This window comes from Paenisporosarcina sp. OV554, assembly GCF_003058165.1.
Classification (GTDB): Bacteria; Bacillota; Bacilli; order Bacillales_A; family Planococcaceae; genus Paenisporosarcina.
The window spans coordinates 21,844-36,354 of record NZ_QBUC01000019.1; the positions used below are offsets into that span (position 1 = coordinate 21,844).

The following is a 14,511-nucleotide window of genomic DNA, read 5'->3' on the forward strand; positions in this document are numbered from 1 at the left end:
GAATTACCGCCATTGGAATTTTAGTAATCTCTTTAACTGCTTGCAAAGCTGAACCGAAGTTAGCGTGGATGATGAATTTAAAGAGGGTGATGCTGCAGCAATTGAACTAACAACTCAAGTTGAAGGTGTATTTAAAGGATTTGAAGGGGAAAATCAGAAAAAGGTCCTGGTCGATTATGAAGGTGAAATAAAAACTTATGAAATTGCTGAAGATGCCTCAGGAGATTTTGATAAAGTTAAAGAAAATGATAATATCGCGTTTTCCACAAAAATGGTGGACGGAAAAGAAATGATTGAAACATTGCGCTTAAATTAAGGATGGTTATTTTGGATGACCTGGATGCTTGATGTTCAAAAAAAATAAAGTGGGATGGACAAAAATACTTCTATCCCTCTTTTCAGATTGTCTTGTGACAAAGACGCTCTTGTATACTCTATGATTATTTCATCATCTCATTATAAATATAAATATTATAAACAACTGGAACTATTAAAGCTAAAGCGATACAAGTTGTTGCCACTATTTTAGATTGTTTAGTAATCCGTTCATCACCTTTACGTAAGTGTTCAAAAAATGTAAGTGTAAAGTAGAAGCATAAAACAATTAACGTTGTAGTTACTATTCCAATCCAATTTCCAGCCCCTAACAATCATCACCTATTACGATAGAAATTGAGGAATGATGATAGAAACGTATATTAAGAAACTTACTGAAAACGGTTGGCGTGTAGTCTCAAAAGAAGAATTACAAAATACGAGAAATTAGTGACAAACCGTTCGAGACCTTGCTTTAAAAGATATTCAAGGTTCCGTTGCAGGTGACTTAATAAATAAAATATAAATAAGCCTTTCTTCGATAAAAATCGAGAAAAGCTCATTGCTTTGAACTTTTCATGTTACCTCAAGAAAATGTAGATTGAACTTCACTTTTTTTAATATTTAAATAGCCTTCATATCCTAAAGAGATTACAAAAATACTGAAGAAAATAGTGTGTGAAGACATAAAATTTTCATCAAATTTCAAGTCATAAAAAATATTAATTAATAGTAAAAACATAGCCGCCAAAAACCCTACTATCATACCTTCGTTTGAGTTCTTCTGTTGTTCTTCTGTCATTGTTCTAAAGAATAATTTCATAATTCATGCCCTCACTCTGTTTTTCTGCACATTATTCTGTTTTCGACATGTATTCTTATAATTCCTTTTTTCCCTCCGTACAATAATACAATCCATTACATTAAGCGTAAAAGGGTTTACACTTCAAATAAAGTTTTCAGTGAATTGGTTACTGTCTCCCATACTGTTGACGAAAGATCGATTAGCTTAAAGTGTTCAACGTCTGGAAGGACGATCAACTGAACTTTATCGCCCTGTTCAATTGCTTTTCGATGATACTCTACACTCAAATCAACTGGAACATGAAGGTCTAACTCACCATGAAATATTATTTGGTTAATATTCAAGGGCAATAATTCAATCGGCGAAGCAAATCTATATCGATCAGATACTTCTTTGGGTTCACCAATAAAAGATGCAACGGGACTATTCATCCCTTTTTCATCATGGATCTCCCACATCCACCTTAAATCCAAAACCCCAGCTAAACTTATTACATTATGTTTGGGTATTTGCAGTGTATTAACTTGAACTTTTTTAATTTGTGATGCCAACCGTAGAGCTAACTGCCCCCAAATCCAATTATGTTGAGTTGTTGAGAGAAATTAAATATCTAAATGAGCTGAAAAAGAAAAAGCGGTGCTTTGAGTTATACATTTTTACTGACTTTTTACAGTTTTGTACTTCATAACAGAACCCGTTACATTGATATGTCCTTTTTTACGTTGACAATAACTTATCGAAAATATAAATGGTTTTCACAATCATATAATTCGAGATAACCACTAAAATATCCTTTTATTTCCTTTTCTCTCACTTTTTAAATATGATTTTTTCACCTTTGTGGACTTATCGTCGCAACTTTTCATTATTTTGTCGTAACTTTCTTCTTTATTGTCTCAACTTCTCGCGATATTGTCTCAAACTTCCACGTTATCGTCGCAACTATCCAATTATCTCCTAATCTCCAAGCTCCAGTACCAATAAACAAACAAAAAAGACCTGATTCGCTTTTACGGCGAGGCAGGTCTTTTGTGAATCAATTTTACTCAACTTCATACTGGATAATTACATGACAGTTGCTTCTGGTTCATAGCTGATGATTTCGCGGATTGAATTGTTTTCATTCATGATGGCTACAGTTGGTTTATGGTCTTTCGCTTCGTTGTTCATTACATATGCATACGATAAAATGATGACGACATCGCCTTTTTGAACAAGACGAGCTGCAGCGCCGTTTACACAAATAACTCCACTTCCGCGTTCTCCTGAAATGATATACGTTTCAAAACGAGCTCCGTTATTATTGTTGACAATATGAACTTTCTCATTTGGCAACATTCCTACTGCGTCTAAAAGATTTTGATCAATTGTGATACTTCCTACATAATTTAAATCCGCTTCTGTAACTACAGCACGGTGAATTTTTGAATTTAACATCATACGTAACATTGGTTACTCTCCTTTATTGTTCAACATCATATTGTCGATTAATCTGGCTTTTTCGAAAAAGACAGCTACGGCTAAAATTACTGACGAATTAGATGAGATGTCGTTCGTGAGGTTTGGATAGCTTAATAGTTCGACATAATCAATATTTCCTGAAGTACTGTTTTCTATGTGCTGTTTCGTTACTTTTTTGGCTTCATCTACATTTTGGTGCTCTTTATAATGCTCGAGACCGAGTTGAATTGCTTGATGGATAGATGGTGCTTCTTTACGATCTTGTTCACTCAAGAAAACGTTTCTCGAACTTTTTGCTAGCCCATCAAATTCTCGTACAGTTGGAACTCGACGAACTTCAAGTGGGAAATTATAATCTCGAACCAGTGTTTCAATAATCGCTAATTGCTGTGCATCTTTTTGACCGAAATATACTCGTGTTGGTTCGACTAAATGGAATAGCTTTGTAACTACTTTTAATACGCCATCAAAGTGACCTGGTCTAGAAGCACCACAAAGAACATTTGCTTGTGCTCCTGCACGTATCGTAATTCCACCATCTTGTGGATACATTTCATTTACTTGAGGGAAAAATAATAAATCTACTCCCGCTTCTTTTGCCATTTTGATGTCTCGATTTAAATCACGAGGATATTTATCCAAATCTTCATTTGGACCAAATTGTGCAGGATTAACAAAGATACTCATGACGACAAAGTCATTCTCTTCCCTCGCTTGGTTGGCAAGTGACATATGTCCTTCATGTAAATAGCCCATCGTTGGCACGAAACCAATGCTCTTGCCAGTAGTTTTCGCTTCATTAATGCATTTTTTCAAGTCCGCAATTAATTGTATTTGAATCATTTTTTTCCTCCGTATAACTGTTGGTATTCATCGTCTTTCATTGTAAACCGATGTTCCTCTGCAGGAAAGGCACCAGATTTCACTTCTTCTACATATTGAAATAATCCTGCTGAAATTTCGTTGCCGGCTTGTGCGAAGGCTTTTACAAATTTCGGCATGTGATGACTTCCATAAGTCACGGTGTCATGAAAAACAAGAACTTGGCCGTCTGTTTCAGCCCCTGCACCAATGCCGATTACAGGAATAGAGATTGTTTCTGTAATTGTTTTTGCTAATTGATAAGGTATACATTCTAGAACGACCATACAAGCGCCAGCAGCTTCGCAGGCCTTGGCATCTTCAATCAATTTTTGTGCAGCATGTGCCGTTTTTCCTTGTACTTTATAGCCACCTAACACGCTAGCTGATTGAGGCAATAAGCCAAGATGTGCAATTACTGGAATACCTGTGCGAGTCAATAATCGAATGACTTCGATTATTTCGTCTGCTCCCTCAATTTTTAGAGCTTGCGCATTGGTTTCTTGGAATAACCGAACGGCGTTAGCAAGTGTCTTATCGACTGAACCATGGTATGATCCAAACGGCATATCTACTGCAATAAATGTGTTAGGTGCTCCACGTCTAGTTGCTTTTCCATGGTGGATCATGTCTTCCATCGTGACTGGGACTGTTGAGTCATACCCAAGTACAACCATGCCAAGAGAATCTCCAACTAGTAGAATTTCGACACCTGCATTTTCTGCAAGTTTCGCAGTTGGATAATCATAAGCAGTTAACATAATAATTTTATTGTTATCATTTTTCATTTTCATAAAATCACTTGTCGATTTCATTTTTCAAGCTCCTCTCTTTTGAGAGAAAACCAAAATAAAAACCCTTCCGGCCAAAAATGGACAGAAGGGTGGTTTGTAAAAGAATTGGTTTCCTCCGTCCCTGTCGATTAAGATCAAGGCAGAATTATTTAATTTCACAAGTTTAACTGAATTGCGTCAGGTGCAGTTCTACACAGATACTGCCCATCGCTAATACTATAACAGAATTAATTCACACATTCCAGATTGATTACTTCAAGTTAATTTTGGATTTCAATATCGGCAGAATAAATTCCATGAATTTCTCCATCGTCTGTTTTCACTTGTAGAATGCCTTCATTGGTTATGCCAAGTGCTACGCCTTCAATTTCTTGATGAATCATGATTGCTTTAATTCGTTTGCCTAGTGTACAAGAATAACTTTCCCAAAGAAGCTTTAAGGGCTCAAATCCATGCTTAACGTACAAATCCGTATAAATCTCTAAATGATGTAAAATGCGGGCAACTAGCTCTGCACGGTCGACAGTTTTCCCTGTGATCATTTGAACTGACGTAGCGATTGATTGGATTTCTTCAGGAAAATCACTTAATTGTTGATTGACATTAACGCCAATTCCCAAAATAATTGCATGAACTCGGTCTATATCTGCTTGAAGTTCTGTTAAGATTCCTGTGCATTTTTTTCCATTGATTAGCAAATCGTTTGGCCATTTGATTTCAGCGCGAACCCCTGCAATATCCTCAATCGCTCTGGTTACAGCAACAGCTGCTACTAAAGTCAATTGAGGTGCTTTTGTAGGAGGGATTTCAGGGCGAATAATCACACTCATCCAGATACCTTTGCCTTGTGTAGAAGTCCATGGACGTGCTAAACGTCCTTTTCCTGCAGTTTGTTCTTCACAAATGACGATGGATCCATCAGGTTCTCCAGCTTGTGCAAGTTGATGAGCAATCGGCTGAGTAGTCGGACATGATTGTAGATAATGAATGTTTCTGCCGAATCGCTTTGTTGCTAAATGTTGATCTATTTTCGCAGCTTGCAATGAATCTGGGGAAGATTTTAAGACGTATCCTTTTTTCTTCACCGTTTCGATTTCAAAGCCTTCTTCTTCAAGTTCTTTAATATGCTTCCAAATAGCTGTTCTTGATAATCCGAAGTCGTCAGCCAACTGTTGACCAGAAATAGGTTGCCCGTTTGCAGCTAATAATTGTTTTGTGATGTTAAACTTCACTGTTGGATTCATTCATTATCCATTCCTTTAACTTAGTAGCATTGTTCGCTACTTTTTGATGTAACACAGCATGCTCGATTTGAGAAAGCATATCCTTTAGCCAGGGTCCACCAGGCTTATTAAGCCATTCCATTACATCTTGCCCAGAAATAACGAGTTCACGGAAAGATTGAATTGGTAACGATTGTTTGCGCTGGACAATCAATTCTACTGGTATTTGTTGACTATCACTACAAAGTACTCGAGATAGCAGTTCGGCCTGGACAAGTATATTCTCTTCAAAATGGTAAAGGTCATCAATCGTAAATAACCGTTCACATCTTATTTGCGTCGCATTTACTAAGTGATTAATTTGTTGCTTTAATTCATTGGATAATTTAAAAATCGTCGCCAAATCTGAGCCATTTGGTATTTCTTGCAGTAGGCATAAAAAGGACCAACAAACTAAAACATTTTGAGGATTTCCTAGATACTTCCACCTAGCATCCTCGAATTGAAAATCACCTGGAAGGTGCTTCGCCAAGTTGCTTTGCCCGAGATAGCTCATACCTTTCCCAAGATGCTTACTTAACCACATTTTTTCAAGTTCAGCTGTCAACCGTTCAACTGATACATACGCAAGATCATTTGAGCACAACTTTATGGCATCTAATGTCAAGCTATCTATAGAGAAACCTAACTGTGCAGTAAAGCGAACGGCACGAAGCATTCTTAACGCGTCTTCCTTAAAACGATCAGTTGGTTCTCCGACTGTTCGAATGATTCCATTGTGCAAATCACGCTGACCGTCGAATAAATCAATCAGGTGGAAATTAGCTGTCATAGCAAGAGCGTTCATCGTAAAATCTCTGCGTTTTAAATCTTCTTCCAATGACAGTACGAACTTAACATCACTTGGTCTTCTGTGATCGGTGTATTCGCCTTCTGTTCTGAAAGTAGTTACTTCAATCGGGACATGATTTTCTATGACGAGAACCGTGCCATGGGCAAGTCCTAAATCAACAGTTCTCTTAAATATGAATTTCACTTCTGATGGTAATGCACTAGTTGCTATATCTATGTCATTGGCTATTTTGTGACGAACAAAATCACGGACTGCTCCACCGACAAATACGGCTTCATAGCCATGTTGGATGAGTGTTTCTATGATTTTCTTCCCAGCTTGCCATTGTTCAGTTGTGAACATGTCGATGTATTACCTTGTCATATAGCTTTTCATACTGAGACACAACAAACGAAGAATGGAATTTTTGAGAGACCGTTTCAAGTGCTGCACTTCTCATACGGCTATGTATGTCTTCATTGGTCAATATTTTCAATGCATAACATGCTACGGATTCAACATCATGTAAAGGCGCAATATACCCATTCATACCGTGTTCAATGACTTCAGGTATGCCACCGATATCCGTACCAATGCATGGTACGCCACACGCCATTGCTTCTAACAACACTAAACCAAATGATTCTTTCTCTGATAATAATAGTTTCAAATCACTAATTGAATATAGTTCAGACACGTTATTCTGCTTTCCTAAAAATAGAACATCTTTATCTAATCCTAACGAAGCAACTTGTTTTACGATATTATTCATTTCCGGTCCATCACCCACTAGGAGCAATTTGGCAGGCATTTTATTTCGAATATATGCAAAACTCGATACGACATCTTCAACATGTTTAACTTTACGGAAGTTAGAGACGTGAATGACCACTTTTTCATCTTCTTCAATTTGAAAATAATCCTTTAAATTTGTTGATTTATTTGGAAAGTACTCTCTTTCATCAACAAAATTATGAATGGTTTCAATGGATTGAGCAGGTTGAATCAAGCGCATTGTCTCTTCTTTTAGTGAATCCGAAACTGCGGTCACCATATCTGATTTTTCGATGCCATAGCGAATAGCTCCTGACAACGATGAGTCGTAGCCTAAAACACTTATATCCGTCCCGTGAAGCGTTGTTACTATGCCAACATTCTGACCTGCCATATCACGCGCCAAAACAGCGCAGACAGCATGTGGTATGGCGTAATGAACGTGAAGAATATCTAAATTCTCTTTTTTAATAACTTCTGCCATTTTGCTGGCTAATGCTATATCGTAAGGTGCATATTGAAACACCGAGTAACTGTTTACGTCTACTTGATGAAAGAATATATTTGGGACCATGCGATTTAAACGGAATGGCATACTTGACGTTATAAAGTGGATTTCATGTCCTCGCTCAGCTAGTAACTTGCCTAATTCGGTTGCAATAACTCCTGAGCCTCCAACAGTTGGATAGCAAGTGATACCGATTTTTAATTTCTTCACGAAGTTACATCCTCCTTTCTTAAGAACGTCTCTCTTGCAGTAATCTCCAGTCAATAAATCCTTCTTGTAGTCCCTTTAATAATACTTCTGCCGTTCCCATATTAGTGGCTAATGGAATTTGGTAGACATCGCATAAACGAATTAGAGCTGTCACATCAGGTTCGTGTGGTTGAGCCGTCAATGGATCACGGAAGAAAATAATCATGTCCATTTCGTTATTGGCAATCATAGCACCAATTTGCTGATCTCCACCAAGGGGACCCGACTGAAAACGAAATACTGCTAAACCCGTTTCATCAATTATTCGTTGTCCTGTTGTGCCAGTAGCACATAATTCATGTTCAGCCAATATAGCTTGATAAGCCGTCACAAATTGAATCAAGTCATCTTTTTTTCGGTCATGTGCAATTAATGCTATTTTCATGGAATTCTCATCCTATCGTTTATAGAATATTTTCTAGGCCGTATACAAGCTCAGTTAAATCCATTACCTGGTTAATTGAAAATGTTACACCCGACATGAAGGATTGTCGATTAAATGAATCATGTCGTAATGTGAACAGTTGACCTTCTCCTCCAAACAATACTTGTTGATGAGCAATTAACCCAGGCAAACGCACACTATGTATGGGTATTCCATCGAAAGATGCTCCTCTAGCACCTGCAATTGTTTCTTCTTCATTTGGATGACCTTGTTTGTGAGATGGTCTCACTTCCGCAATCATTTGAGCTGTTTTATACGCAGTGCCTGAAGGTGCATCTAGTTTTTGATCATGATGCATTTCGATAATTTCAACATCAGGGAAATAAGCTGCTGCCATTGTAGCAAATTTCATCATCAATACCGCACCAATTGCAAAATTTGGTGCCACGATACAGCCGAGCTGATTATTCTTCGCAAGTGTTGTGCAATGTCGAAGTTGTTCATCAGTAAAGCCAGTTGTTCCAATAACAGGCCTAACATTATTCTGTAAGCATAACTTCGTATGCCCAAACACTTGATGAGGTGTTGTTAAATCAAGGAAAACATCTGGTCTGATGATCGTAATCAGACTTTCTAATTCTAAAAATACAGGAACATCATAACTAGCTGGAAATTCAGGTGACTCACTTAATAACTCCCCTATTTCCTTATGGTCTAGTACTGCGACTAATTCCATATTCTCATTATTCATTATAGTATGTACAGCTTCTTGCCCCATCTTCCCTCTTGGGCCACCAATTGCTACTCGAATCATGATTGTTCCTCCTTTAAAGTCCAACGATGTTTATCTCTTGTACTAAACTTGTCCATCACACGATCATGCGCTTTTTGCATATCAATTTTCTCTGCATTTGCAAAACATATGAGAACAAACAAAAGATCACCTAATTCTTCTTCCATGCTTTTTTGGGCTTCAGTCGATTTCTTCTTTTTCGTGCCATGAACATGTTGAACTTCTCTTGATAACTCACCTAGTTCTTCAGTCATTCTAGCAAGCATTTCAAAAGGTGGAAAATAGCCTTCTTTAAATTGTCCGATGTATTCATCCACTTCTTTTTGTAACGTTTGAATTGTTTTTTCAGATGTCATACGTTTCATCTCCTCCTCTTATCCTAATAATAAGGAATGTAGTTGTCAAAACACTTGAAATGAATGATAATAACTAAGGGTAATTTTCGGAAAATGGGGTGTTATTATACTGAAAGGCATTAAATTTAAAAATATATTCTTTATCATACTAGGGTCAGCAATTTTTAGTTTTGGTTTTGTTCATTTTAACATTCAAAATCAACTAGGCGAAGGCGGATTTAGCGGAATCACGTTAATTTTGTTTTTCGTATTTAAACTTGATCCTGCATTAATGAATTTACTATTAAATATACCAATGTTTTTTCTTGGTTGGCGACTTCTTGGTCAGAAAGTATTTGTTTATACCATTATCGGAACTGTATCTGTGTCCATATTTCTAAAGATTTTCTTACTTTATGAAATAAATATTCACATTCAAGACGATTTATTTTTAGCCTCTTTATTTGCAGGCGTTTTTGTTGGAGTTGGTCTTGGAATCATTTTCAGATATGGAGGCACGACTGGTGGGGTAGATATTATTGCCCGACTCGCTCACAAATATGTTGGATGGAGCATGGGCAAGACGATGTTTATCTTTGATGCAGTGGTAATCATGTTGTCATGGCTAACATTTTTAGACTCACGTTCAATGATGTATACATTAGTTGCCGTCTTTATTGGGTCTCGTGTCATTGACTTTGTTCAAGAAGGTGCATACGCTGGTCGTGGAGCTTTTATTATTTCTGAATTCCAAAATGAAATTGCCGATCGTATTTCTAATGATATGGAGCGGGGAGTTACGGTTTTAAGGGGTTTTGGTCACTTTACTAAAGTTGATCGGGAAGTGCTCTACTGTGTGGTAGGTCGCAATGAAATTGTTAGGTTAAAAAACATCATTACGTCTATAGATCCACATGCATTTGTGTCAGTAACTGATGTACACGATGTGATGGGTGAAGGATTTACACTCGATGAGGAAAAACGTCCGCTTGACTAACATACCAAGCGTTGTGCTTAGCTTGTTTCCGAGAGTAATCACTATAGAAACAAAAAACTCACGAGCATGAAATTCATGCTCGTGAGTTTTTTCTATTCATCTCGTGTCATACCAGTAAACATTAACACTAAACGTAGTAATTCAAGTACAGCAACTGCAGTAGCAGCTACATAAGTCATTGCAGCAGCATTCAATACTTTTTTAGCATGTTTTTCTTCTTCGTTACGAATGACACCAAGAGAGACAATCTCAGTCATCGCACGACTTGAAGCATTAAACTCTACGGGTAAAGTAACAAGTTGGAATACTACCCCTACAGCTAATAACACGATCCCGATAAGCAACATGTTCGGTAACGTTGCAAAAATACCAATCATCACGAAAATCCATGATGCATTTGAAGAGATATTAGCAACAGGAACTAATTTATGACGCCATTGTAAAAATGTGTACGCTTCTTTATGTTGAATCGCATGCCCTACTTCGTGAGCAGCAATTGCAGTCCCTGCTACAGATGCTTCATGGTAATTATGAGAAGACAAAGCAACAATTTTTGTCATTGGGTTGTAATGATCACTCAAAAACCCTCGACTTTCAACAACTTTTACATCTTTTAAATCGTTTTGATCTAAAATTAAACGTGCTACTTGAGCACCAGTCATTCCAGAAGTTGAGCGTACTTTTGAGTATTTTTTATACGTTCTTTTTACTTTAATTTGCGCGTAAATTGGTAACAATAATAGTACGGCAAAGTAGATTAAAAATCCCAAATCGACCATCCTCCTATTTCTATCTACTTATTATTTTATATCCAGTATAATAAATGAGCAACTATTTCGATTCCAGATTTGGTGACGATTTGATGACGGTGATTGCTATCCATATGCATACAACTGACAGCCAAAACGTAAAATAACCAATTGTTAGGGTATGTTCACTTAGACTTCGATAAATTGGCATTTGCCCGAAAACGTAATCAATCACATCATTATGTAATGTCCAAATAGCTGCAATCAATACATGAATCCATTTAAATTTATACATAGGGATGTAAAGCAAAGCTTGAACGGCCATGGCAAAATGACTTACAACAAGCATCCAGCCTACAAAACCGATTGGACCAGATTCAAATTGTGTCCAAATATTCATAACTACTGCCCATAACCCATACTTTACTAAAGTGATTAATGCAAGAGCTTCTATTAGTTTGAAATGACGATTAATAAGCCATCCGAATAAAGCGATTGAGAAAAACAAACTTGCTGTAGGACTGTCTGGTACAAAAATAAGAAATATGGGATCTGTTATTTCAAGTTGCCACATATACCAATAGTAACCATAGATTGTTCCTAAAATATTTACTGCAAGCAATATCCACATAAATGTTTTATGAAATAACAAAAATTTAATTTGAGTGAGCAATGGATTCATTAATACATGACTCCTTTTATTTTCAAATACAGATTATGTATACTGTTCAAGTTTTTGATAAAGGTAAAAAAAAAGAGTCAGTTTCCTGACTCTTTCTAAGATTTATCATTTAGATAATTCATCAATAAATGTAGCTAACTTTTCTAAATCTCCATCAGTTCCATCCCACTGACCAGCAGGCATAGTTCCAACACCATTTTTCGCAATGTCAGCAATTTCTTCAGCCGTTTTATCAGTAGTTGCTAGAGAAGGTCCAAGTCCACCTTCAAATGCATTACCGTGACAACCTATACAAGATGCTTCAGAGTAAATTTTATACCCTTCTGCTTCTGTGTCGAATTGTGCTTCTTCACGAATTTCACCTTGAGCTTTTGCAGCTTCCCAGTCATGGTTTGCAACTGATTCCCAAGTTAAGAAAATCATAGCTGCAAGTGCAAGTAACATAAATCCTGTTGGTAACGGACGTTTAAATGGACGACGCTCTGGACCTTTGTCCATAAATGGAGCAAGCATAAGTGCACCAAATGCTAATCCTGGAATAACGATGGCTCCGATTACATTAAATGGACCAGAAGCAAATTCATATTTTAATAATTGATACAAGAACAAGAAATACCAGTCCGGTAATGGAATATATCCTGTATCTGTTGGATCCGCTTGACGTTCAAGTGGTGATGGATGTGCAACAGTTAAGATTAAATAACCCACTAAGAAAACTGACCCAACCAACCATTCTTTTAATAAAAAGTTAGGCCAGAAAGCTTCTGTTTTACCCGGATATTCGGAATAATCTTTTGGAATTTTCGATGCCCGATTAACAGATACTCGAGAATCCCCGACAAATTTCATCCCTTTTCCGCGATGCATATTGTCCCCTCCTTTTTGAAATCATAAAGACGCTGTAACTTACAACGGTCCTGAAATACCTTGTTTACGAATCATGATAAAGTGTGCTGCAAGCAACCCAAGCAAAGCAGCTGGTAAGAAGAATACATGAATCGCAAAGAATCGCGTTAACGTTTGTGCACCGAGAATATGTTCATCACCTGCTAACAAGGTTTTAATTGCGCCTCCAATAAACGGTACGGATGCAGCAATTTCAATACCCACTTTCGTTGCAAACAACGCTTTCATGTCCCAAGGAAGTAGATAACCTGTGAATCCTAAACCTAACATAACACCTAAAATAAGTACGCCTACTACCCAGTTTAGTTCACGAGGTTTTTTATAAGATCCTGTAAAGAATACACGTAATGTATGAAGGAATATCATAACGATTACTAGTGAAGCTCCCCAGTGATGCATACCGCGCACAATTTCACCGAATGCTACTTCATTTTGCAAGTAGTAAACAGATTTCCATGCATTTTCAATATCAGGCGTATAGTACATTGTTAAAAACATACCCGAAAGAATTTGAATCACTGTAATGAAGAAAGTTAATCCTCCGAAACAATAAACGAATGCTGAGAAATGGTGTGCAGGGTTTACGTGTTCTGGAACTTCATGATCTGCAATATCACGCCAAATAGGAGTAATATCCAGACGTTCATCCACCCAATCATAAATTTTATCTAGCACTGACGTCGTACCCCCTTACTTAAACTAATGTATTTGGTCGTGTTTTACCAATTTCTAACAGACCATCTTTTTCACGTACTTCAAACTCATCCAATGGTCCAAGAGGTGGTGTTTTTGGTATGTTCTTACCACTCTTTTCATATCGACCACCGTGACATGGACAGAAAAATTGATCGGGGTGGTCAGGGCTACCTGCCCAGTTAACCGTACAACCTAAATGTTTACATACAGGAGATAAAGCAATAATTTTGTCGCCGTTTTTGTAAACCCATGCAGTACTTGTTACTTCTGATGTATACCATGCATCTACTTGTTCAAATGCAAAGTCTACACGTTCTGGAACTTCAGTGATATCTGACACTTTTTTTCCTGTTGGTATAAAATCTCCGCCTCCAGCTTTTTGCAATACAGGATCGATTGCAAAACGAACCATTGGCATTAACATACCTGCAGCCATAAACCCACCAACACCTGTTAATGTGTAGTTAAGGAATTGACGTCTTGATACACGATTGTTACTCATCCTTTTCCCCCCTCTAACTTTAAAGGTCAGTCCAACGGACATACTTATACAAAAAAATAGTAAAACTAGGACAGTTCTATGATAGCTCAATAAAAATCGAAGGTCAATATTCCATTAGTTGCTAACATGCACTTTGTGAACATTTCTTGAAGCTTATTAGGTAGTTGACGCCCAACGTTTCGCAAATACGGGAATAATTTGTCTCAATTGATCATCCAAGACAGATTGTCGCAATTTTCTATCCATATTTTCTAATGGAATAGATGGCGTATAAATAACATTTAACGCACTTTCTTCATTTACCCAACCCATATCACTAGATACGAAAAACAGATGCTTAAAACCAGCTTCTTTCAGCATCTCATCCCATTCTTGTCCAAGCTGTTGACGATTTGTTTTAGTCGTGTACGAAACGGGTGGCATTAAGATGACTCTACCTTTAAATTGATTTTCAATAAATGCCGTAAGTGCCATTAAAAATTCTGCACTCGATGCATTTTGTTTAAGTTTACTGGCTTGTCCATCTATTAATAATAACGGAATGACGGCAGTATCAACAAATTCTTTCTGTTCTACAAAAACACTTATATCTTTTGAATTCCAGTACATAATCTCATTTCCCCTCAACAAAAAACTTCATCGTA

20 protein-coding genes are annotated in these 14,511 nt (G+C 37.2%); 2 read left to right on the plus strand and 18 right to left on the minus strand.

Translation table 11 applies throughout. From position 1 onward, the window contains the following. Positions 1-64: 64 nt before the first annotated feature. Positions 65-316 carry a hypothetical protein gene (locus C8K15_RS14735; protein WP_108587144.1) on the plus strand — a complete coding sequence of 84 codons (252 nt, stop codon included), beginning with the start codon at positions 65-67 and terminating at the stop codon, positions 314-316. Positions 317-440: 124 nt separating this feature from the next. Here C8K15_RS14735 and C8K15_RS14740 read toward each other — a convergent pair whose 3' ends face one another. From C8K15_RS14740 to C8K15_RS14795, 12 genes are all read right to left on the minus strand, one after another. Beyond that, the gene (locus tag C8K15_RS14740; RefSeq protein WP_108587145.1) at positions 441-650 is read right to left on the minus strand and encodes a hypothetical protein; all 210 of its coding nucleotides are present in this window, start codon (positions 648-650) and stop codon (positions 441-443) included. A 251-nt stretch (positions 651-901) separates the two neighbouring features. Then, on the minus strand, positions 902-1,117 hold the full coding sequence (locus C8K15_RS14745) for a hypothetical protein (protein WP_158268330.1): 216 nt from the start codon (positions 1,115-1,117) through the stop codon (positions 902-904). Between the two features lie 137 nt (positions 1,118-1,254). Continuing rightward, positions 1,255-1,671 (minus strand): alpha/beta hydrolase family protein, encoded by a 417-nt coding sequence (locus C8K15_RS14750; protein WP_108587147.1) that lies wholly within the window; start codon positions 1,669-1,671, stop codon positions 1,255-1,257. Positions 1,672-2,185: 514 nt separating this feature from the next. Continuing rightward, a complete protein-coding gene (gene panD, locus C8K15_RS14755) occupies positions 2,186-2,569 on the minus strand; it encodes an aspartate 1-decarboxylase (RefSeq protein ID WP_108587148.1) in 384 nt (127 codons plus the stop codon). Between the two features lie 3 nt (positions 2,570-2,572). Continuing rightward, the gene (gene panC, locus C8K15_RS14760; protein ID WP_108587149.1) at positions 2,573-3,424 is read right to left on the minus strand and encodes a pantoate--beta-alanine ligase; all 852 of its coding nucleotides are present in this window, start codon (positions 3,422-3,424) and stop codon (positions 2,573-2,575) included. Next, the gene (panB, locus tag C8K15_RS14765; RefSeq protein ID WP_108587150.1) at positions 3,421-4,257 is read right to left on the minus strand and encodes a 3-methyl-2-oxobutanoate hydroxymethyltransferase; all 837 of its coding nucleotides are present in this window, start codon (positions 4,255-4,257) and stop codon (positions 3,421-3,423) included. Before panB ends, panC begins: the two co-directional genes overlap by 4 nt. Positions 4,258-4,496: 239 nt before the next feature. Then, entirely contained in the window at positions 4,497-5,480 is a 984-nt protein-coding gene (locus C8K15_RS14770; RefSeq protein ID WP_108587151.1) for a biotin--[acetyl-CoA-carboxylase] ligase, read from the minus strand. Further along, entirely contained in the window at positions 5,458-6,654 is a 1,197-nt protein-coding gene (locus C8K15_RS14775) for a CCA tRNA nucleotidyltransferase (RefSeq protein ID WP_108587152.1), read from the minus strand. Before C8K15_RS14775 ends, C8K15_RS14770 begins: the two co-directional genes overlap by 23 nt. Beyond that, positions 6,641-7,783, minus strand: a complete 1,143-nt coding sequence (bshA, locus tag C8K15_RS14780) for an N-acetyl-alpha-D-glucosaminyl L-malate synthase BshA (RefSeq protein WP_108587153.1) — start codon at positions 7,781-7,783, stop codon at positions 6,641-6,643. Before bshA ends, C8K15_RS14775 begins: the two co-directional genes overlap by 14 nt. Before the next feature lie 19 nt (positions 7,784-7,802). Continuing rightward, positions 7,803-8,207 (minus strand): methylglyoxal synthase, encoded by a 405-nt coding sequence (mgsA, locus tag C8K15_RS14785; RefSeq protein ID WP_108587154.1) that lies wholly within the window; start codon positions 8,205-8,207, stop codon positions 7,803-7,805. A 19-nt stretch (positions 8,208-8,226) separates the two neighbouring features. Then, complete coding sequence (gene dapB / locus C8K15_RS14790) at positions 8,227-9,024, minus strand: 4-hydroxy-tetrahydrodipicolinate reductase (protein ID WP_199224124.1); 798 nt, start codon at positions 9,022-9,024, stop codon at positions 8,227-8,229. Further along, positions 9,018-9,356: a nucleotide pyrophosphohydrolase gene (locus tag C8K15_RS14795; RefSeq protein ID WP_108587156.1), complete on the minus strand. Its 339-nt coding sequence runs from the start codon at positions 9,354-9,356 to the stop codon at positions 9,018-9,020. Before C8K15_RS14795 ends, dapB begins: the two co-directional genes overlap by 7 nt. Before the next feature lie 106 nt (positions 9,357-9,462). Between C8K15_RS14795 and C8K15_RS14800 the strand changes: the two genes are divergently transcribed. Further along, positions 9,463-10,332, plus strand: a complete 870-nt coding sequence (locus C8K15_RS14800) for a YitT family protein (RefSeq protein ID WP_108587157.1) — start codon at positions 9,463-9,465, stop codon at positions 10,330-10,332. A gap of 92 nt (positions 10,333-10,424) precedes the next feature. Here the strand turns inward: C8K15_RS14800 and C8K15_RS14805 are convergent, their stop codons facing one another. From C8K15_RS14805 to C8K15_RS14830, 6 genes are all read right to left on the minus strand, one after another. Continuing rightward, entirely contained in the window at positions 10,425-11,111 is a 687-nt protein-coding gene (locus C8K15_RS14805; protein ID WP_108587158.1) for a zinc metallopeptidase, read from the minus strand. A gap of 52 nt (positions 11,112-11,163) precedes the next feature. Next, entirely contained in the window at positions 11,164-11,763 is a 600-nt protein-coding gene (lhaT, locus tag C8K15_RS14810) for a lipoprotein heptaprenylglyceryl N-acetyltransferase LhaT (RefSeq protein ID WP_108587159.1), read from the minus strand. Positions 11,764-11,868: 105 nt separating this feature from the next. After that, the gene (locus C8K15_RS14815; RefSeq protein ID WP_108587160.1) at positions 11,869-12,630 is read right to left on the minus strand and encodes a menaquinol-cytochrome c reductase cytochrome b/c subunit; all 762 of its coding nucleotides are present in this window, start codon (positions 12,628-12,630) and stop codon (positions 11,869-11,871) included. Positions 12,631-12,669: 39 nt separating this feature from the next. Continuing rightward, positions 12,670-13,344: a menaquinol-cytochrome c reductase cytochrome b subunit gene (qcrB, locus tag C8K15_RS14820; RefSeq protein ID WP_108587161.1), complete on the minus strand. Its 675-nt coding sequence runs from the start codon at positions 13,342-13,344 to the stop codon at positions 12,670-12,672. Between the two features lie 19 nt (positions 13,345-13,363). Further along, a complete protein-coding gene (locus C8K15_RS14825) occupies positions 13,364-13,867 on the minus strand; it encodes a QcrA and Rieske domain-containing protein (RefSeq protein ID WP_108587162.1) in 504 nt (167 codons plus the stop codon). Between the two features lie 156 nt (positions 13,868-14,023). Next, the gene (locus C8K15_RS14830; RefSeq protein WP_108587163.1) at positions 14,024-14,476 is read right to left on the minus strand and encodes a DUF2487 family protein; all 453 of its coding nucleotides are present in this window, start codon (positions 14,474-14,476) and stop codon (positions 14,024-14,026) included. Between the last annotated feature and the right edge of the window lie 35 nt (positions 14,477-14,511).

Coding starts and splice junctions, on each gene's coding strand:
- C8K15_RS14795 (WP_108587156.1), bottom strand. CDS start 9,356: ATGACATCTGAAAAAACAATTCAAACGTTACAAAAAGAAGTGGATGAA.
- C8K15_RS14830 (WP_108587163.1), bottom strand. CDS start 14,476: ATGTACTGGAATTCAAAAGATATAAGTGTTTTTGTAGAACAGAAAGAA.
- panD (WP_108587148.1), bottom strand. CDS start 2,569: ATGTTACGTATGATGTTAAATTCAAAAATTCACCGTGCTGTAGTTACA.
- lhaT (WP_108587159.1), bottom strand. CDS start 11,763: ATGAATCCATTGCTCACTCAAATTAAATTTTTGTTATTTCATAAAACA.
- C8K15_RS14815 (WP_108587160.1), bottom strand. CDS start 12,630: ATGCATCGCGGAAAAGGGATGAAATTTGTCGGGGATTCTCGAGTATCT.
- C8K15_RS14770 (WP_108587151.1), bottom strand. CDS start 5,480: ATGAATCCAACAGTGAAGTTTAACATCACAAAACAATTATTAGCTGCA.
- panB (WP_108587150.1), bottom strand. CDS start 4,257: ATGAAATCGACAAGTGATTTTATGAAAATGAAAAATGATAACAATAAA.
- C8K15_RS14825 (WP_108587162.1), bottom strand. CDS start 13,867: ATGAGTAACAATCGTGTATCAAGACGTCAATTCCTTAACTACACATTA.
- C8K15_RS14775 (WP_108587152.1), bottom strand. CDS start 6,654: ATGTTCACAACTGAACAATGGCAAGCTGGGAAGAAAATCATAGAAACA.
- C8K15_RS14745 (WP_158268330.1), bottom strand. CDS start 1,117: ATGACAGAAGAACAACAGAAGAACTCAAACGAAGGTATGATAGTAGGG.
- mgsA (WP_108587154.1), bottom strand. CDS start 8,207: ATGAAAATAGCATTAATTGCACATGACCGAAAAAAAGATGACTTGATT.
- panC (WP_108587149.1), bottom strand. CDS start 3,424: ATGATTCAAATACAATTAATTGCGGACTTGAAAAAATGCATTAATGAA.
- C8K15_RS14805 (WP_108587158.1), bottom strand. CDS start 11,111: ATGGTCGATTTGGGATTTTTAATCTACTTTGCCGTACTATTATTGTTA.